This window comes from Marinococcus sp. LNHM5E3-2.1, from assembly GCF_056034365.1.
This window is the reverse complement of the sequence record NZ_JBQLIB010000001.1, coordinates 1-20,063: the sequence shown is the minus strand read 5'-3', so window position 1 is coordinate 20,063 and position 20,063 is coordinate 1. Positions and strand designations below refer to the sequence as shown.

At 47.6% G+C, this 20,063-nt stretch carries 18 protein-coding genes, 1 tRNA gene and 1 other annotated feature; of the genes, 1 reads left to right on the top strand and 18 read right to left on the bottom strand.

What is annotated here, in order from left to right:
• The 18 genes from leuC to ACTRXH_RS00010 form a co-directional block, all read right to left on the bottom strand.
• Entirely contained in the window at positions 1–1,416 is a 1,416-nt protein-coding gene (gene leuC, locus ACTRXH_RS00095) for a 3-isopropylmalate dehydratase large subunit (RefSeq protein ID WP_474261939.1), read from the bottom strand.
• 17 nt (positions 1,417–1,433) lie between these two features.
• Entirely contained in the window at positions 1,434–2,522 is a 1,089-nt protein-coding gene (leuB, locus tag ACTRXH_RS00090) for a 3-isopropylmalate dehydrogenase (RefSeq protein ID WP_474261938.1), read from the bottom strand.
• A 37-nt stretch (positions 2,523–2,559) separates the two neighbouring features.
• Entirely contained in the window at positions 2,560–4,113 is a 1,554-nt protein-coding gene (locus ACTRXH_RS00085) for a 2-isopropylmalate synthase (protein WP_474261937.1), read from the bottom strand.
• Between the two features lie 4 nt (positions 4,114–4,117).
• Positions 4,118–5,122 carry a ketol-acid reductoisomerase gene (gene ilvC, locus ACTRXH_RS00080; protein WP_474261936.1) on the bottom strand — a complete coding sequence of 335 codons (1,005 nt, stop codon included), beginning with the start codon at positions 5,120–5,122 and terminating at the stop codon, positions 4,118–4,120.
• Between the two features lie 30 nt (positions 5,123–5,152).
• A complete protein-coding gene (ilvN, locus tag ACTRXH_RS00075) occupies positions 5,153–5,671 on the bottom strand; it encodes an acetolactate synthase small subunit (protein WP_322526507.1) in 519 nt (172 codons plus the stop codon).
• Complete coding sequence (gene ilvB / locus ACTRXH_RS00070; RefSeq protein WP_474261935.1) at positions 5,668–7,395, bottom strand: acetolactate synthase large subunit; 1,728 nt, start codon at positions 7,393–7,395, stop codon at positions 5,668–5,670. Before ilvB ends, ilvN begins: the two co-directional genes overlap by 4 nt.
• Positions 7,396–7,524: 129 nt before the next feature.
• Positions 7,525–7,777 (bottom strand) — a binding site (T-box leader).
• Between the two features lie 37 nt (positions 7,778–7,814).
• On the bottom strand, positions 7,815–8,720 hold the full coding sequence (ilvE, locus tag ACTRXH_RS00065) for a branched-chain-amino-acid transaminase (protein WP_474262072.1): 906 nt from the start codon (positions 8,718–8,720) through the stop codon (positions 7,815–7,817).
• Positions 8,721–9,093: 373 nt separating this feature from the next.
• Positions 9,094–9,170 (bottom strand) — tRNA-Arg (locus tag ACTRXH_RS00060).
• Between the two features lie 72 nt (positions 9,171–9,242).
• The gene (locus tag ACTRXH_RS00055) at positions 9,243–9,773 is read right to left on the bottom strand and encodes a metallophosphoesterase family protein (protein WP_474279957.1); all 531 of its coding nucleotides are present in this window, start codon (positions 9,771–9,773) and stop codon (positions 9,243–9,245) included.
• Between the two features lie 41 nt (positions 9,774–9,814).
• Positions 9,815–10,411, bottom strand: a complete 597-nt coding sequence (locus ACTRXH_RS00050; RefSeq protein ID WP_474279955.1) for an XTP/dITP diphosphatase — start codon at positions 10,409–10,411, stop codon at positions 9,815–9,817.
• A complete protein-coding gene (rph, locus tag ACTRXH_RS00045; protein WP_474279953.1) occupies positions 10,412–11,188 on the bottom strand; it encodes a ribonuclease PH in 777 nt (258 codons plus the stop codon).
• Positions 11,157–12,026, bottom strand: a complete 870-nt coding sequence (gene racE, locus ACTRXH_RS00040) for a glutamate racemase (RefSeq protein WP_474261931.1) — start codon at positions 12,024–12,026, stop codon at positions 11,157–11,159. Before racE ends, rph begins: the two co-directional genes overlap by 32 nt.
• A 235-nt stretch (positions 12,027–12,261) precedes the next feature.
• Positions 12,262–13,983 carry a phosphoenolpyruvate--protein phosphotransferase gene (gene ptsP / locus ACTRXH_RS00035; protein WP_474261930.1) on the bottom strand — a complete coding sequence of 574 codons (1,722 nt, stop codon included), beginning with the start codon at positions 13,981–13,983 and terminating at the stop codon, positions 12,262–12,264.
• Positions 13,983–14,246, bottom strand: coding sequence for a phosphocarrier protein HPr (locus ACTRXH_RS00030; RefSeq protein WP_298783538.1), 264 nt, complete (start codon positions 14,244–14,246; stop codon positions 13,983–13,985). The genes ptsP and ACTRXH_RS00030 overlap by 1 nt, the downstream gene beginning before the upstream one ends.
• A gap of 332 nt (positions 14,247–14,578) precedes the next feature.
• Complete coding sequence (gene sdhB / locus ACTRXH_RS00025; RefSeq protein WP_322526515.1) at positions 14,579–15,376, bottom strand: succinate dehydrogenase iron-sulfur subunit; 798 nt, start codon at positions 15,374–15,376, stop codon at positions 14,579–14,581.
• Positions 15,376–17,154, bottom strand: coding sequence for a succinate dehydrogenase flavoprotein subunit (gene sdhA, locus ACTRXH_RS00020; protein WP_474279951.1), 1,779 nt, complete (start codon positions 17,152–17,154; stop codon positions 15,376–15,378). Before sdhA ends, sdhB begins: the two co-directional genes overlap by 1 nt.
• Positions 17,155–17,193: 39 nt before the next feature.
• The gene (locus ACTRXH_RS00015; RefSeq protein WP_474261928.1) at positions 17,194–17,805 is read right to left on the bottom strand and encodes a succinate dehydrogenase cytochrome b558 subunit; all 612 of its coding nucleotides are present in this window, start codon (positions 17,803–17,805) and stop codon (positions 17,194–17,196) included.
• Positions 17,806–18,192: 387 nt separating this feature from the next.
• Positions 18,193–19,542 (bottom strand): TrkH family potassium uptake protein, encoded by a 1,350-nt coding sequence (locus tag ACTRXH_RS00010; RefSeq protein ID WP_474279949.1) that lies wholly within the window; start codon positions 19,540–19,542, stop codon positions 18,193–18,195.
• Positions 19,543–19,648: 106 nt separating this feature from the next.
• Here ACTRXH_RS00010 and ACTRXH_RS00005 point away from each other — a divergent pair, with 106 nt between their 5' ends.
• Positions 19,649–20,035, top strand: coding sequence for a DUF2507 domain-containing protein (locus tag ACTRXH_RS00005; protein ID WP_474280730.1), 387 nt, complete (start codon positions 19,649–19,651; stop codon positions 20,033–20,035).
• Positions 20,036–20,063 lie beyond the last annotated feature (28 nt).

The window sequence follows — 20,063 nt, the reverse complement described above, 5'->3', positions numbered from 1 at the left end:
TTATGAAGAAATCGTTTGATCTAATTTTCGTACATCCACAAAGTGTCCATAAATAGCAGCCCCTGCTGCCATAGCCGGACTGACCAGATGGGTTCTTGCACCTTTTCCCTGTCTGCCTTCAAAATTTCTGTTGGACGTGGAGGCACAGCGCTCTCCCTCCGGCACAAAATCAGGGTTCATACCAAGGCACATGCTGCACCCGGAGTCTCTCCACTCAAATCCAGCTTCCTTAAATACCTGATCGAGTCCTTCTTCCTCTGCCTGCATTTTCACCTGCTGGGATCCGGGCACCACCATCGCGCGGATACCGTCGGCTACTTTGTTACCGCGGATAATTTTAGCAGCCTCACGAAGATCTCCGATACGTGCGTTGGTACAGGAACCAAGAAACACATGCTGCACATGAATATCTGTAATTTTCGTCCCCGGCTCCAAAGCCATGTAGTCAAGCGATGTTTTGATCACTTTTTTCTCCGTGGCACTTTTTCCATCTTCCGGGTAAGGAACCGTACCGTGAATACCTACACCCTGGGACGGGTTGGTTCCCCAGGTCACCATCGGTTCAATTTCATCTGCAGGGATCACTACGCGCTCGTCGTATTCAGCTCCTTCATCTGTAGCAAGCTGACGCCACTGCTCCACTTTCTCCTCAAATTCTGCACCTTCCGGCACGAACCGGCGGCCTTTCAAGTAATCGAACGTCACCTGATCCGGGCTGATCAGGCCAGCACGAGCCCCGGCTTCGATGGACATGTTACAGATCGTCATCCGCTCTTCCATCGTCAGACCGCGAATTGCCTCACCGGTATATTCCAAAACATAACCGCTGCCAAAATCAACACCGAATTTAGCGATGATCGACAAAATAATGTCCTTCGCTGTGACCCCAGTGCCCAGTCTCCCGTCCACGTGGACCTCCATCGTTTTAGGAGGAGACTGCCAAAGTGTCTGAGTGGCAAGCACATGCTCCACTTCACTTGTGCCGATACCAAAGGCAAGGGCTCCAAAAGCTCCGTGGGTCGACGTATGGCTGTCGCCGCACACGATCGTTTTCCCTGGCTGGGTCAGTCCGAGCTCTGGGCCGATAATGTGGACAATGCCATTGTTCGGGCTGTGAATGTCAGCAAGCTCCACCCCAAATTCCTTACAGTTGTCAAACAGCGTATCGATCTGTTTTTTTGAAATGGCATCCGTAATAGACTCCCGGTTCAGCGTCGGTACGTTATGGTCCATAGTCGCAAATGTCAGGTCCGGACGCCTCACCGGACGCCCGCTCAGCCGAAGGCCTTCAAATGCCTGCGGGGACGTGACTTCGTGGACCATATGAAGATCAACATACATTAAATTCGGTTTGCCCGCTTCGGCACGAACAGCATGTTCGTTCCAAATTTTATCGATGATTGTTCTCGGCTTCATGGAACTTCCTCCTTTTATTATTTTCCTGCCAGCCGTGCAATATGACTGCACACGGCTTTTGTGACTTCTTCCGTTGAAGCAGCAGATGTTTTACCTCTGCTTAAGTCTGCCGGAAGCAGACCTTCTAAGAGGACCTGTTCAATAGCTTCCTCCACTACATCCGATTCCCGCTGAAGTCCAAAGGAATACTTCAGCATCATTGCACTCGAAGCAATCGTAGCCAGAGGATTCGCTGTTCCCTGTCCGGCGATGTCAGGAGCCGAGCCATGGACCGGCTCATATAAAGCGGGCTTTTCACTGCCCATGCTCGCAGACGGAAGCATGCCGAGTGAACCTGTCAGCATCGACGCTTCGTCGCTTAAAATATCCCCGAACATGTTTTCCGTGACGATGACGTCCAGCTTTTTCGGATTATACATAATCTGCATGGCCGCGTTATCCACTAGCATATGCTCAAGCTCCACATCCGGATAGTCTTTAGCTGTTTCTTCAGCCGTTTCCCGCCAAAGGCGGCTTGATTCAAGAACGTTTGCTTTGTCGACTGATATTACTTTTTGCGTGCGTAAACGGGCAATTTCAAAGGCCTGCTGAACAATTCTCCGGATTTCTGATTTTTTATAAACCAATGTGTCCACCGCTGCTTCTTCGCCGTTGATAGTCCGGCGTTCTCTCGGCTCCCCGAAATAAAGTCCTCCGGTCAATTCCCGGACAATCATTACATCGACTCCGTCGATCACTTCTTCACGCAGGGGTGAACTGTGCAGCAAACTTTTGAAACTGCGGACCGGGCGCAGATTGGCAAACAGTCCTAACTCTTTCCGGATACGGAGCAGTCCTTTTTCCGGACGTTTTTCTCCCGGAAGGTGGTCCCACGCCGGGCCACCAACTGCACCGAGCAGAATGGCATCGCTTCCTTTACAAATATCGAGCGTGTGGGCAGGGAGTGGATCATCGTAATCATCCACTGCTCCTCCGCCAATATCTGCATATTCAAATGTGAATGAATGGTTAAACGATGTTTCAATCTGCTTCAGCACCTGTGCTGCTGCCTCTACTACTTCCCGTCCGATACCGTCACCGGGCAGGATCGCAATCTTTTTTTCCATTTCGATCTCTCCCTTGTCCGCTGCTTCAGTAATTATTTTATGGCGTGGATATATTTGCTACTTTAGGCTGATTTTCTGCACGACGCTGGTTTAACACCCGGTTCACAGCGTTAATATACGCTTTTGCGGAAGCTTCAAGTACGTCATTATCTGTGCCGCGTCCACTGGATTCATTTTCTTCAAATGCCAGCCGTACAAATACTTCTGCCAAAGCGTCCCGGCCGCCGGTCGTGGACTGGATACGGTAATCCTGGAGCGTAAAGCCTTCCCCTACAATTTTTTCAAGCGTGTTGTAAAGGGCCTCCACGCTGCCCGAGCCAGTACCTGCGTGTTCGATACGCTCTCCTGCCTGATCCAGCACCGTAACTGTGGCTGTCGGTATATTTGAGGTGCCGTACGTCACCTGCAGTGTCTCAAGAGAATAATATTTCATTGCATCGCCGGCTTTTTCATCGGCCATTAAAGCAAAAATATCTTCATTTGTAATTTCTTTTTTCTTATCTGCAAGCTCTTTGAATGATTTAAATACTTTATTGATTTCTTCTTCGGTGGCATTGTAGCCAAGAGAAATAATCTTTTCTTTAAAGGCGTGACGTCCGGAAAGCTTGCCGAGCACCATCCGGTTCGCTTCTACACCGACGAGCTCCGGCGTAATAATTTCATACGTGGATGTTTCTTTCAGCACTCCGTCCTGATGAATTCCTGATTCATGCGCAAATGCGTTGTCGCCGACAACGGCTTTATTGTTTGGAACCTGCATCCCCATCAGTGAACTGACAAGGCTGCTTGTCCGTTTAATTTCGTTCAGCGTAATATTAGTGGACTTACCGTAAAAATCACTACGGATATGAAGAGCTACAGCAATTTCTTCCAAAGAAGCATTGCCGGCACGTTCCCCAACCGCATTAATCGTGCATTCCACCTGTTCGGCGCCGCCTTCTACAGCAGCCAGCGAATTAGCAGTAGCCATGCCGAGATCGTCATGACAGTGCGCAGACAGTACAGCTTTATCTGCGTTCGGCACTTCGCTTTTAATATAGCGGAACATGCTGCGAATCTCCTCCGGCATAATAAATCCGACCGTGTCCGGCAGATTTACTACGTCTGCTCCGGCATCAATGACTGCTTCGACAACTTCTGCCAGGAACGGAAGCTCAGTCCGGCAGGCATCCTCTGCAGAAAACTGGACTTTGGCAAAACGCTCTTTTGCATAGCGCACTGCGTTCACCGCTGTCTCAATCACCTCTGCCTGGGTCATATGAAGCTTATGCTCACGGTGGATGGGGGAGGTGGCCAAAAATACGTGGATTCTTGGCTCTGCCCCTCCTTTTAACGCTTCCCAGCAGGCATCGATATCAGAAGTCAGCGCCCGGGACAACCCGGTTACTGAACTGTTTTTGACAGTATCCGCAATTTCCTTCACAGAACGAAGATCGCCTTTAGAAGCGGCTGGAAATCCCGCTTCAATAATATCAACACCCAGACGTTCGAGCTGTTTCGCAATTTGAAGCTTTTCTTCAAAGTTCAGGTTGACGCCCGGCGTCTGCTCTCCATCTCGAAGCGTCGTATCGAAAACGTTAATGTTTTTCACAGCATTACACTCCCTTGGAATTTGGGTTAACAAACGGCATCATTTCGCGGAGTTCGCGGCCTACCTGCTCAACGAGGTGATTTCTTTCACGGGCGTTGGTAGCGTTGAACTCTGGGCGGTTCGCCTGATTTTCCGCGATCCATCCTTTGGCAAAACGGCCAGTTTGAATATCAGTCAGGATGCCTTTCATCGCCTGTTTAGTATCTTCTGTTACGATGCGTGGACCAGCCTGAAAATCTCCCCACTGAGCGGTATCTGAAATGGAATAGCGCATGCCTTCAAGGCCGCCTTCATACATTAAATCAACGATCAGTTTCAGCTCGTGCAGACACTCAAAGTAGGCAATTTCCGGTTGATACCCGGCTTCAACAAGCGTTTCGAATCCGGCTTTAACAAGCGCGGACGTTCCGCCGCAAAGAACAGCCTGCTCTCCGAAAAGGTCAGTTTCTGTTTCTTCCTGGAACGATGTTTCCAAAATTCCGGCACGTCCCGCACCGATTTGTTTTGCATAAGCAAGCGCAGAGTCTGTGGCGTTTCCACTTGCGTCCTGGTACACAGCATACAGAGCAGGCACTCCGGCTCCCTGTTCAAATGTCCGGCGCACGATATGTCCCGGCCCTTTCGGCGCTACCATGAACACGTCCACATCTTCCGGCGGCTGGATCTGGCTGAAATGAATATTGAAACCATGCGCAAACGCGATCGCTTTTCCAGCTTTAAGCTCCGGCTTGATTTCTTCTGTGTAAATCGTCGGCTGATACTCATCCGGAAGCAGGATCATGATAACGTCTGCTTTCGCTGACGCTTCTTTTACCGAATATACTTCAAACCCATCTTCCGACGCCTTGTCCCACGACTTTCCTTGACGGAGCCCAATGATAACGTGAACGCCGCTTTCCCGGAGGTTTTGTGCGTGAGCGTGCCCCTGTGAGCCATACCCTACGATTGCTACTGTTTTCTCCTGGAGTGCTGCCTCATTTACATCGTTGTTATAAAATACCTTTGCCATTGCTGGAACCTCTCCTTTTATGAATACTCATTAATTAATAATGGAATACCTGGTTTGATCACTGCTTTTTTTAGTAGCCCGTTGAAAGGCTGTCACACCCGTCCGGGCCATTTCTTTAATGCCGTAAGGCCTTAACAGGTCGATGAGCGCTTCCACTTTCGGGGTATCTCCGGTCACTTGAATCGTGACGCTTTCTCTTCCCACATCGATAACTGTGGCCCGGAACGGGGCAATTAAATCCGATATTTCTCCACGCTGGCCGGAAACTGTCATGACTTTAATCATCGCAAGTTCTCTGGCTACAATCGCTTCATCGGTAATATCACGGACTTTTAATACATCCACCTGCTTATTCAGCTGCTTGATGACCTGGTCTAGCCCCCGCTGGTCGCTCACATTTACTACAAATGTCATCCTGGACACTTCCGGGTTTTCCGTCATTCCAACCGTAATGCTTTCAATATTAAAATGACGGCGGGCAAACAGACCCGTAATGCGGTTCATCACTCCTGTTGTATTGTTTACTGTCGCTGTAATGGTCCGCCTCATGGTTTCACTCCTTCCATTTGATGGTGCCCCTGCCCGGGAGCGATCATCGGATACACGTTTTCTTCTTCGTGCACTCTGCAGTCGATAAGCACCGGGCCGTTGTAATTGAATGCTTCTTCAAGCACCCCCGCTACTTCATTTTCGTCGGTAATTTTATACCCTTTAATATCATACGCTTCCGCCATCTTCACGAAATCCGGCTGGATCGGAAACAGGGAGTTGGAATACCGCTCTTCATAGAAGAGCTGCTGCCACTGGCGGACCATACCAAGGGAAGCGTTGTTGACCAGAAGTACTTTCACCGGAAGGTTCAGCTCCTGCAGGATGGAAAGCTCCTGCATCGTCATTTGGAAGCCGGCGTCTCCCAGAATAGCTACCACCTGACGGTCCGGCTCAGCAAACTGGGCACCGATAGCGGCTGGAAAACCGAAGCCCATCGTTCCAAGACCGCCGCTTGTTACCCAGGCGTTCGGATGATCGAATTTGTAATACTGGGCTGCCCACATCTGATGCTGGCCGACGTCCGTGGTGATGATTGCTTCACCGTTCGTTTTTTCGTAAACAAGCTCTGTAAGCTTTTGCGGTTTAATATATTCAGAGCCTTCTTTGTACCAGAGCGGGAACTCCTGCTGCCATTCGTCCACTTTCATTCTCCAGCGCACGCTTTCGCCCGGCTTCGGATTCACTTCATTTAACAGGCGTAATGCTTCTTTGGCGTCTCCTACTACCGGAATATGCGTCTCGATGATTTTACCGATTTCTGCCGGATCAACGTCAATATGGGCGACTGTTGCCTGCGGGGCAAAGTGCTCGAGATTGCCGGTGACACGGTCATCGAAGCGGGCACCTACATTGATAAGCAGGTCGGCTTCATGGAGAGCCATATTGGCTGCGTACGTTCCGTGCATCCCCGCCATGCCGAGTGCCAGCTCATGAGTGCCTGGAAAACCGCCAAGTCCAAGAAGCGTAGAAGCGACTGGGATCTGCTGCTGTTCAACAAATTCAAGCAGTTCCGGGGAAGCTCCGGCATGCAGAATGCCTGCTCCTGAAAGTATAACCGGGCGTTTGGCTTTCGATACCGCCTCAGCAAGCTTACGGATTTGAAGCTTGTTCGGCGTATACGTTGGCTGGTACCCGGGGAGATTCGGCTCGTCGTCGTAATGAAACATCCCGGAGGCAATGGATACGTCTTTAGGCAGATCGATTACGACTGGTCCCGGACGGCCGGTAGTAGCAATATGGAATGCTTCCCGGATAATTCTCGGAAGGTCTTCCACCGTTCGAGCCTGGAAATTATGCTTTGTGATCGGCATCGTAATGCCCAGGATGTCCGCTTCCTGGAAGGCGTCCGTACCAATCACTGATGTTGCCACCTGGCCGGTCACAACCACAAGAGGGAGAGAATCAATCATGGCGTCGGCAATGCCGGTTACCACATTTGTAGCTCCGGGTCCTGATGTTACTACACAAACACCGGGCTTCCCTGAAACTCTTGCGTATCCTTCTGCTGCATGAATGGCGCCCTGCTCATGACGTGAGAGGATATGCCGGATACCGGTACGGTAGATTTCATCGTACGTCGGAAGAATGGCTCCGCCGGGATAGCCAAAAATGGTATCTACATTTTCCCGGGCCAACGCCTGGATCAGCATGCTTGAGCCACTCATTTCCTGGTTTTCATCTTTCAATTCGCGCCCTTTTACTTCTCTCACTCTTGTGTTCATACTCGCTCCTCCTTTTATACTCAAATCACTTTTTTCTCCATGCCTGCTTCAATGCCGCCACCCTTAAAAAGGACCTCTCCGGATAATAAAAAACGCCCTTTCACCTCCAATAGACAGCTGCTGCTGCTCTAAAGGGGCGAAAAGACGTCTGCTTTTCACGGTACCACCCTTTTTTACAATAAGCTCGCACTTATTGCCTTAAGAACCGTTTTTCCGGTTCGGTTTGCCATAACGGAGGCCGTGTCGGCATCCGGCCTTCCTTACTCAGGTTCAGGAAAGCTCTCAAGGGGGAGTTCAATACGATTTCCTGCTGCTCTTTCAGCCACGGCAGCTCTCTGTGAAGGAAAATCTATTATTTACTGGTCCCTGTCGTCGATTTATCAATACTATTTAATTATATTGTACATCTAATCAGGCAATTAGCCAATCTCTATGCGGGAATTGTCTGAATAAACTTTTACTCCGTCTTCTACTACCTTTTGTCTGAACGCGCGCAAGAGCCGGTTCGTCTCTTCTCCCGGCTGGCCATCGCCGATTACTCTTCCATCTACCTTTACAACGGCAATGACTTCTGCAGCTGTCCCGGTCAGAAAAACTTCTTCTGCGGTGTAGACATCGTGCCTTGTAAACGCTTCTTCGCGCACATCATATCCCATATCCTCGGCCATTTCCAGAATCGCCTGCCGGGTGATGCCCTCTAAAGCCCCGATGTACCCTGGTGGTGTCATCAGCACGCCATTTCTAATAATAAAGATATTGTCTGCGGAGCCTTCCGCCACATAGCCCTGGTCGTTAAGCATTAAAGCTTCACTGACCCCTGCAAGGCTTGCTTCCATCTTCACCAGTATATTATTTAAATAATTTAATGATTTCACTTTCGGACTCAGCACATCCGGCCGGTTCCGCCGGGTAGCGACTGTCACAATCTCAAGACCGTGCTCGTAAAATTCTTTTGGATAGATTGCAAGCTCCTCTGCTATAACTATAATAGAAGGGTTCGCACACGATGCCGGATCCAGGCCAAGATTTCCTACACCTCTTGAAACAACAAGCCGGATATAAGCATCTTCAAGTTTATTTTTCTGCAGCGTCTGCCTGATAATTTCCGTCATATCTTCTTTTGATTGAGGAATATCAAGCATAATTGATTTCGCAGAGTGGTATAAACGCAAGAGGTGTTCATCCAGTTTGTAAATATTTCCGTTATATACGCGAATGCCTTCAAAAACACCGTCGCCGTATAAAAAACCATGATCATATACGGAGATTTTGGCATCTTCCTTTTTGACGAACTCTCCATCCAAAAATATCCATTGTTCCGCCACTGATATCACCTCTGCGTCCCTTCAATCTATCGTCTGCCTTCTTAATGCATAGGGTAACGTGTACACCCTCAAAAGGCAAATGTTCTTTCTCTGAATACATTTTTAACGTTTGACGTATATATTACGCCGAATACAGTTTATGGTCAACCATTTTGTATAAACTTTTTAGATAATTTGTACTTCTGCATCAGATATATGCTCTATTGTCCATGATCTCGAAATATAATCTGACACTTTTCTTTTCTAAAGCCCGAGAAAAAGTACCCTGAAGCGTTTTCTCCGGCTTATTTTCCCGCTGCCGGAAATAAATAAAAAGAGACAGAAAAGGAGATCCCCTTCTGTCTCTGAACATATCATTAATTAAATTAGGAAATGGTGTCCCAGGCAGGACTCGAACCTGCGGCCTACAGCTTAGAAGGCTGTTGCTCTATCCAGCTGAGCTACTGGGACCTCTGTTTTTTGCGACATTCATTATGTTAAAATATTTTTCCTTAAAAGTCAATAAAGGTTTCCGGAGGGATTTTATTCTCCCTCTGGAAACGGAAAGCTTTGCGAAAGTTCAAGAAGCTCGCTGCCTGACTCTCTTTCATAGAAATGAACGTTGATCGACTGGCCCTGGTTAGAGACATTTACAATAGCATATGTCTGTTCAGGACGCTCCTGTGGGAGAAGCAGGCTTCCTGGATTCACAAAAATCGTTCCATCCTCCTCAAACGCCCCAGCTATATGAGTATGCCCGGAACAAACCAGATCGGCATTGATCTGCTCAGCCTTGGAAAAGAGCGAAGCATAAGACGTTTTCACCTGGTACAAATGACCGTGGGTAAGGTACGTTTTAATATGGCCTACGTCCACTGTTAATTCATCAGGGAAGTTTCCCGGACTGTCTACATTGCCCTGGACGATATGCACATCGTTTAACAGTTTATTTTCAGGCGATGCTTCCGAATCCCCGCAATGCAATACAGCACTTACCTCACCCTGATGACGGTCAAGTACCTGCTTTAATACTTCTTCACTTCCGTGATTGTCGCTTACCACTAAAATGTCCATTCGTTCTGCCTCCAGCTCTCTATGATTCGTAAAAATTATTTTCAGTCGTCCTGCAGAAGATTTTTTCCCTGGACCCGTAGCTTTTCAAGTGCATTGCCCCTGTGGCTGATACGGTGCTTTTCTTCTGCAGTCAGCTCTGCCATCGTTTTCCCGTAGTCCGGCAGGTAAAACACAGGATCATAACCAAAGCCGTTATTTCCAGCTTTCGCTTCTGCTATCTCCCCTTCACATGTTCCCGTAAATGTATGCACGCTGCCGTCTGGAAATGCCACAGCCAGCACACATACAAAACGGGCACTCCGCCCGCCACGGGGCACCTGCTTCATTTCGTGCAGCACTTTTTCTATATTCGCTTCATCATCTTTTTCTTCTCCTGCATAACGAGCGGAGTAAACACCCGGACGTCCATCTAAGGCGTCAATCTCCAGCCCGGAATCATCTGCAACTACCGTGCAGTTGAGATGATCTCTTACAGCCTCGGCCTTAATAATCGCATTCTCTTCAAAGGTGGCTCCGGTTTCTGGAATGTCATCAATATTTTTCTCCAGTAACGATTCCACTTTATACCCGCTGCCAAACATGTGTTCAAACTCTTTGACTTTTCCCGGATTTTTCGTAGCTATTACTACCGTGTTCATTTATAACTCCCTTCCGCTGTCATCGTCTGAAAAGCTCTCCTGGATAGAAGCTGCCGCAGGCCCGATAACCTGCTTTTGAAGCTGGATGATTTCATACATTCCCGCCTCTGCAGAGTCGAGCATACTGTTAAGCTGTCTTCTTGTGTACGAGGCTTCTTCGCCCGTGCCCTGTACTTCCACGTACTCGCCTTTTCCCGTCATTACTACGTTCATATCTACATTTGCCTGTGAATCTTCTGCATAGGCAAGGTCGAGGATCGTTTCCTGTTCCGCGTTAAGCCCTACAGAAACAGCTGCTAAATAATCTGTAATAGGGAAGCCTTTAAATTTCCCCTGCTCATGGTAGGACTGCACAGCCATAGCGAGAGCAATAAAAGCTCCTGTCACCGAAGCCGTACGCGTTCCCCCGTCTGCCTGAATCACGTCGCAGTCAATCCAGACGGTGCGTTCCCCGAGAAGCTTCAGGTCCACGACCGCACGGAGAGCCCGCCCGATTAAGCGCTGGATTTCCATCGTTCTTCCGGTAAGCTTGCCCCGGGCCGCTTCGCGGATATTACGGGTTTCTGTTGCTCTTGGCAGCATCGAATATTCGGCTGCGATCCAACCCCTCTTCTCTCCGCGCATAAAAGGCGGAACCCGTTCTTCAATACTCGCTGTACAAATTACCTTTGTCTGTCCAAAGGATATAAGTACTGAACCCTCCGGATGCTTTAAATAATCTGTTTCAATTTGAATAGAACGAAGTTCATTCCATTCCCTTCCGTCCAATCGATTCATACAATCTTCCTTTCTTTTCACTTCCGGCAAAACGGTCGTCATTATCGAGTTGAATAGACACGACCTGCTCTATATCCTGGTCCATCCATTGGTTTGCTATACTCCGAAATTCTTTTTCGGGCCCGGTCGTGTAAAACCTGTGAAACGGAGGGGTTTCTCCCGTATTTAACGTTTCATGATAATTAAGCAGTGTGCTTACTTCCCTGGCTGTTTCATCACCGGATGAAATTAACTGGATGTCCGGTCCAACCGCTTCCTGAATTACGTCTTCGAGCAGCGGATAATGAGTACAGCCTAAAATCAGCGTATCATATGAAGCTTGTTTTAAAGGCAGCAGTGTCTGCTTCACAATATCAAGAACGGCTCTGCCCTCGTACTGCCCCTGTTCTACGAGCGGTACGAAGGGCACGCAGGCAAGCGAGGTGATTTCGACCTCTTCATTAATAGATTTCAACGCCCGTTCGTAAGCACCGCTGTGAATGGTTCCGCTAGTGCCAATCACTGCTACCTGATCTGTTTTTGTCACCTTCAACGCGGATATAGCCCCCGGTGTTATCACACCTATGACCGGAATATCCAATATTTGTTTTACTTCCTCAAGCACCACGGCCGTTGCCGTGTTGCACGCAATCACAAGCATTTTAATATTTTCAGACTGCAGCCGTGCAATCATCTGCCAGGTGAACTCCCGTACTTCTTCAATCGGACGAGGTCCGTATGGACACCTGGCAGTGTCCCCTATGTATATCATTTCTTCTTTCGGCAGCTGCCTTAAAATTTCGCGGGCAACAGTCAGGCCTCCAAGACCTGAATCAATAACGCCAATAGGTTGTTTCATATTCGCTTCTCTCCATTTTCAGACCTTGTTATCCGGCTTGGATACCAAACAGGCTTTCTAACCTTTCCTGTGTGAATCCTGAGCTGCTGACAATTTTATAATTTCCGTTCAACAGCTTATTCAACTGAAAAACATCAACTTTTTCAGTATACAAGAAAATACACGTTTCATCACCCACAAAAAAGCCCGGAACCTACCAACGGTTCCAGGCTTTTTGTATTTTTCTCATTCCAGCTTATTGAATGACAAATCCTCTGCTCTCAACAAGTTCAGCAATTTCATCTGCTGTGGAACATTTCATTGCTTCCTCTACGAGACCCTCTGCGTCCGTTTTTTTCAATGAACGGAGCTGGGTTCTTGCTGGAAGTACTGAGGTCGCACTCATACTGAATTCATCCAATCCGAGTCCTAAAAGAAGAGGAACCGCTACAGGCTCGCCGGCCATTTCGCCGCACATACCTGCCCATTTGCCTTCTTTATGAGCGGCATCGATCACATTTTTAACTAAGCGAAGGATTGCCGGGTGATAAGGCTGATACAAATGAGCTACTTTTTCGCTCATACGGTCTGCAGCAAGTGTGTATTGGATCAAGTCGTTTGTCCCAATACTGAAGAAATCCACTTCTTTGGCAAAAATTTCTGCTGCTGCCGCCGTGGAAGGAATTTCTACCATAATACCTACTTCAATATCTCCGGAGACCTCGATGTTTTCATCCTGCAGCTCTTTTTTGGCTTCTGCAAGCATCGATTTTGCTTCACGCACTTCTTCTACTGTTGCCACCATCGGGAACATTATTTTTAATTTCCCATAAGAACTGGCCCGCAGCAGAGCACGCAGCTGCGTCCGGAACATATCCTTCTCTTCAAGACAGAGACGGATCGCACGAAAGCCGAGAAATGGATTCATTTCTTTTGGCAGGTCCAGATAAGGGAGCTCTTTGTCACCACCGATATCAAGTGTACGTATAACGACTGGCTTCCCTTCCATACGCTCAAGCACTTCTTTGTAAGCTTCGAACTGCTCTTCCTCGGAAGGAAGTTCATTTCTGCCCATATACAAGAACTCTGTCCGGTACAAACCGATACCTTCAGCACCGTTAGCCAGGACACCGTCGAGATCATTCGGGGTGCCGATATTGGCTGCTAATTCCACCGTATGGCCGTCGTCTGTTTTTGTCGGTTCGTTGACCAGTTTTGCCCACTCTTCTTTCTGGCGGTTAAACTGCTCCAGCTTTTCTTTATACTCCTGCACTTCATCGTCGCCCGGATTGATGATTACCCGGCCTTCAAGGCCGTCAACAATCAAAAGATCGCCCTGATTAATCGTGCCCGTTGCTTCTTTCGTTCCAACTACAGCCGGAATTTCCATCGATCTGGCCATAATCGCAGAGTGGGAAGTACGCCCGCCGATGTCTGTAGCAAAACCCTGCACATATTCATTCAGTTGAGCAGTATCAGACGGGGTCAGATCATCAGCAATAACGACTACTTCCTGATCAATTGTTGCCAGGCTGGTATTTTCGAGACCAAACAAATGCATAAGTACACGCTTTGACACATCCCGGATATCTGCAGCACGCTCTTTCATGTATTCATTATCCATGTTCTCAAACATATCTACATACATGTTCGCTACTTCACTGAGAGCGTATTCTGCATTGGCACTTTCCTCCGTAATTTTACTGGAGACACCGTCCATAATCTCAGGGTCTTCCAGCACGAGCAGGTGTGCAGAGAAAATCTCAGCCTGATCTTCTCCCATGTCCTGAAGTGTTTTTTCTTTAATAACCTGAAGTTCCTGCTTGGACTCCTGGACTGCTTCTTTAAATCTTGCAATTTCGTCCTGGGCGTTATCCACCGGTTGTTTACTTACATCCAATTCCGGTTGTTCCAAAAGGAAAGCTTTTGCAATCGCTATTCCTTTCGAGGCAGCAATTCCGGTCAGGCTGGCACTCATTATTCTCCAAGCCCTTCTTTAATCACTTGATCCACTGCTTCCATAGCGTCTTCTTCGTCGTTGCCTTCGATTTTAACCGTGACCTCGGAGCCTTTTCCAACGCCAAGAGACATAACACCCATGATGGATTTAAGGTTTACCGATTTGCCGTTATATTCTAAAGAAATATCTGAAGAAAACTGACCGGCTTTGTTTACGAGCTGTGTCGCTGGGCGCGCGTGGATTCCTGTTTCGTTTGTAATAGTAAATGTTTTTTCCTGCATGATTCATACCCCTTTTCAATATAGATCGCTTTCACTAAGAAATGCGCACCATGTACGTTTTTCTCGAAAGCAGGCTTTTTATATTGTACTTCACCCTTAATAAAGTCGCAACTGCGAACTGCTCCATAAATCCAGAGCGTACGGTGCACTACTATTATCAGCGGTTTCAGTATGTAAATACTTCTACATTGTACCACTCTGATTTAAGGGAAACAAGAACAGACGCAGTGGCCGCCTTCTTCAAAAAGACGCCAGGTTTTTCCGACTCGCCAGGAAGATCATTTTTATAAACCATAAATCAAAAGACAGCCCGGAGGCTGCCTTTTGATCAATTAGTTCCCGCCGCCAAAAAAGTTTTTAAACGACTGAATATTTGTTTCGCGGTTCATTGCTGCAATGGAAGTCGTTAAAGGAATGCCCTTCGGACAAACTTCCACACAGTTCTGGGCGTTACTGCAGCCGCTGATACCGCCCTCACCCATCAAGGCTTCCAGACGCTCGGATTTGTTCATTTCCCCGGTCGGATGGGAGTTGAACAAGCGAACCTGGGAAATAGCCGCAGGACCGATAAATGAAGAGTCATCGTTTACGTTCGGGCAGGCCTCGAGGCATACTCCGCACGTCATACATTTGGAGAGCTCATACGACCACTGGCGTTTATTTTCGGCCATTCTCGGTCCGGGACCAAGATCATACGTACCGTCAATTGGAATCCATGCTTTAACCTTTTTCAGGGAATCAAACATCCGGCTTCTGTCCACCTGAAGGTCTCTCATTACCGGGAATGTCTTCATCGGCTCCAGACGGATCGGCTGTTCAAGCTGATCAATCAAGGCCGTACAGGACTGGCGGGCTGTACCATTTACAATCATCGAGCATGCGCCGCATACTTCCTCGAGACAGTTCATATCCCAGATAACAGGATTGGCCTGGTTACCCTGGCTGTCGACAGGGTTTCTGCGGATTTCCATCAGTGCGGAAATAACGTTCATATTTTCTCTGTAAGGAACTTCAAATTCCTGATCATAGGAAGGACTGTCCGGGTCATCCTGCCGGGTAATAATAAACTTTACTTTTTTAGTATCGGTTTCTTCTGCGTTACGCGTTTCTTGCGCTTGTGCATCACTCATTAGTTACTTGCTCCCTTCTCAGAAGATGCTTTTCCTTGGGAATAATCCCGTTTTCTCGGCTTGATCAGCGAAGTGTCAACCTCTTCGTACTCAAATTCCGGATGATTGGTCTGCGGATTGTAATGAGCCTTCGTTGTTTTCAGGAAGTCTTCATCATTACGCTCCGGAAACTCAGGCTTATAGTGAGCACCGCGGCTTTCATTACGGTGATAAGCTCCCAGAGTCATCACGCGGGCCAGGTGGATCATTCCTTTAAGCTGACGGGTGAACATTGCGGCATGGTTATTCCATTTGGAGCTGTCATGCATGTTAATGTTTTCCCAGCGTTCGAGAAGCTCCTGGAGTTTATCGTCTGTTTCGAGCAGCTTATCATTTTCCCGGACCACAGTCATGTTGTTTGTCATCCATTCACCGAGTTCATTATGAAGTGCGTAGGCATTCTCAGTGCCGTCCATGTTCATAATTTTGTCGAACTCCTGCTGCTCTTCCTGTTTCTTTGTTTCAAAAAGCGAAGAAGAAAGATCTTCCGCTGATTTTTCCAGGCTGTTGGCATACTCCACCGCGTTCGGCCCGGCAACCATCCCGCCGTATATAGAGGAAAGCAGGGAGTTTGCTCCGAGGCGGTTACCGCCGTGCTGGGTGTAGTCACATTCCCCAGCAGCGAAAATACCCGGAATGTTTGTCATTTGGTTATAGTCAACCCACATGCCGCCCATCGAATAGTGTACGGCAGGGAAGATTTTCATTGGCACTTTCCGCGGATCGTCGCCCATGAATTTTTCATAAATTTCCATGATCCCGCCAAGCTTCACGTCGAGCTCATGCGGATCTTTATGGGAAAGGTCCAGATAAACCATGTTTTCTCCGTTAATACCAAGTTTTTGGTTAACACAGACATCAAAGATTTCACGTGTTGCAATGTCACGCGGAACCAGGTTACCGTAAGCCGGATATTTTTCCTCCAGGAAGTACCATGGCTTACCGTCTTTGTATGTCCAGATGCGTCCGCCTTCTCCCCGCGCAGATTCACTCATCAGACGGAGTTTGTCATCGCCAGGGATGGCAGTAGGGTGAATCTGGATAAATTCACCGTTGGCATAATTGACGCCCTGAAGATAAAGCGATGAGGCGGCAAAGCCAGTATTGATCATGGAGTTCGTGGATTTACCGAAAATGATGCCGGGTCCGCCAGTAGCCATAATGATCGCGTCAGCCCGGAACGTTTCAATTTCCATCGAACGCAGGTTCTGGGCAGCAATCCCTTTACAGGTCTGCTCCTCATCCAGAATAGCTGAAAGAAATTCCCATCCCTCATATTTGTTGACCAGGCCTTCCACTTCATAACGGCGAACCTGCTCATCGAGCGCATACAACAGCTGCTGGCCGGTCGTTGCTCCGGCGTAAGCTGTACGGTGGAACTGGGTGCCGCCGAAACGGCGGAAGTCGAGCAGTCCTTCAGGGGTCCGGTTGAACATAACGCCCATACGGTCCATCAGGTGAATGATCCCCGGAGCTGCTTCGGTCATAGCTTTCACCGGAGGCTGGTTTGCAAGAAAGTCGCCCCCGTATACAGTATCGTCAAAGTGCTCCCACGGGGAGTCCCCTTCCCCTTTTGTATTGACGGCACCGTTCATGCCGCCCTGAGCACAGACAGAGTGAGAACGTTTTACCGGTACAATTGAAAACAAGTCCACTTGAGAACCTGCTTCAGCGGCCTTGATTGTTGCCATCAGTCCTGCCAGTCCGCCGCCTACGACAATAACTTTTCCATTACTCATGCGGATGTTTCACTCCTTTAGTTTATTTAAAAACCGATCTTATACGAATGCGAAAATAGCACGAAGGCCAATCACAGACATTGCTACGAAAACGGCCAGGGTGAAGTATGTTGCAGCCAGCTGGGCTTTTGGTGTAACCGTAATGCCCCATGTAACCAAAAAGGACCATAAGCCGTTTGAAAAGTGGAATGTAGCAGCCAGTATACCTACAATGTAAAATGCAAGCATCCATGGGTTCGCTACGATATCAGCCATCATCTGGTAGTTTACATCCGCACCGAAAAACTGTGCCTGCACCCATGTGTCCCAGACGTGCCAGGTAATAAACACTAACAGGAATACCCCGGTAATACGCTGGAAAATGTACATCCAGTTACGAAAGTAGCCAAAACGCTTCGCATTCGCCTTGCCCTGAAATACGATATAAAGTCCATAAATCCCGTGAAATAGTATGGGAATATAAATGAGAAACATCTCTAAAAAGATACGAAACGGTAAATTTTCCATAAAGTGAGCCGCTCCGTTGAACGCTTCAGCACTCCTGGTCGCGAAATGGTTTACTACGAAGTGCTGCATCAAAAATAGTCCAATTGGAATAATACCAAGAAGCGAGTGCAGCCTCCGGGCGGCAAATTCCTTATTTAAAGCCATATTCATCCTCCTCCATTAGCATAAAAATTCTCTCCATCCTGTTTTTCTGCATTGCTTTCTTTTCCGGCTCCATTACCCCCCTGCTGAACTTTCCACCGCCCGCACAATAAACAGAATTAAAGCTTCCTGTTTTATATGTACTTGTGTACCGGCCGTGTCTCCTGCCTCTTTTCCGTTTTGCAAAATGCATATGCATGCACGATACAACCAATTAGTCACAAAATGGAAAAGAATTATTCAAGGAATTGTGCGAAACGTTACGTTAATTGTACTCCCCCTAAAATTACCCGTCAAGAAAACGTATACAGCATCTTAAATGCATATTATTCATACTTTATGCGATTCACTTTCCCGGCAATTAAGAGAGCCGGAGAATCCCCTCTCCGGCTAACCAATAATTATGCGTTCTGTTGGATATCTATAATGTGATTTCGTTTCTTTCTTTTTCACTGAGAATAAAAACACCAGTATTCCCACCCGTCCGATGAACATCAGGCACATGAGCAGGACATGGCTTGGTGTGGAAAAATCATCCGTCAGCCCAGTCGAAAGCCCGCAGGTTCCGAAGGCCGAGCTTGTTTCAAAAATAATATCAATTAATTCCACTTCCGCATTGCCACGTTCAAATGCACTGATTAGAGTAATCGCAGCCAATAAGCCTACAATGAAAAAGGATATAACAATAAAGGTCCGCTGCTTATCCTCCGGGTCAATCTGGCGGTTAAAAACTTTGACATCCGAACGTCCAAGCGCAAAGCTCCGAATCGTTAAAAACATTACAGCAAGCGTCGTCGTCCGGATGCCTCCTCCGACACTCGACGGACTCGCCCCAATAACCATCAGGCCGGACATCAGCAAAAGAGTAGGCAGAGAAAACGCCGAAACATCCATTACCGATAAGCCGGCACTCCTTGTCGTCGCTGAGTTAAACATCGAAAAGAAAAACTGCTGATGCCAGGCCATACCGTCATAATAAAAGCCAAATTCAAGTGCCCATATGCTGACGGCCCCGAGCACAAACACGAGAAAATACGTGGTAGTCGTCACTTTCGTAAACAGACTGAAATTAAACCGCTCCCTGTTTGTCAAATATTCTCTGACCTCCATCAGAACCGGAAAGCCAATTGCTCCGGCAAAGATCAGAGTCATGACAACAAACAGGACATAGTAGTCCTCAGCAAATGGGATCAGCGACTGTCCCGTTACATCAAAGCCGGCATTGGTAAAAGCACTCAGTGCGGCAAATCCGCCCTGGTAATAAGCTTCCCATGTCGAGTCAAAATAACGAAGAAAGTATGTACCGAGTATCAGCATACCCATTGCTTCAATTCCTAAAGCAAGAAGCAATATATTTCTCATCAGCTTGACCATGCCTGAAAACTTATACTGATTTTGGTCGACCATAATCAGTAACCGCTGGGATAAATTAATTTTTCTTCCAAAAACCATCCACACAAACGTGCCCAGAGACATAATTCCAATGCCGCCTACCTGCATCGCCAGTGCCAAAAACGTAATCCCAACAGCGCTCAGGGTGTCAGATACCTGGATGACTGTCAGACCTGTTACGCTCACGGCGGATACTGAGGTAAACAAAGCTTCTATATATGTTAATTCATGCCCCGGCTGATGCGAGATCGGAAGCCAGAGCAGTAAGCTGAACAATAGCATTGAAAAAACGTAGGCACCGATGATCATGCGAAATGGTGTCATTTTTTCTGCAAAAATATTTTTCATATCGGTCCCTCCGTCATAATCGTGCATTAGTATATCATGTATGATTTTGGGAATCTATAGAGATTTCCAACTCCAGCATGTATAATATTAGGTGAAGAAAGTGGTGATGGAAATGGAAGAAGAAACAAATAAACCGGCTCCCTCCGGATACGAATTACTGCGGAAAAATGTTCTTCCTGATATTTTAGGCTCTGACGAGCATGCGATATTATACTGGGCCGGCAAACAGCTCGCCCGCCGCTATCCATGCAGCACCCCCGGAGAGGTCGCTGATTTTTTCCGTAATGCCGGCTGGGGAGACATTGTATGGAAAAAAGAAAGAAAAAAAGACGTCATTGCTGAACTGTCTGTTTACGGAAAGGAAGATTCGTTCACGAAAGCTTTAGAAGGCGGATTTTTGGCAGAACAGTGGTCAAAAATGAAGGATACATACGCGGAAACTTACATAGAAGAAAATAAAAAATCCACGACTATGCATATAAAATGGGAGTAACCTAAACCAGACCGCATAGCAAAACGTT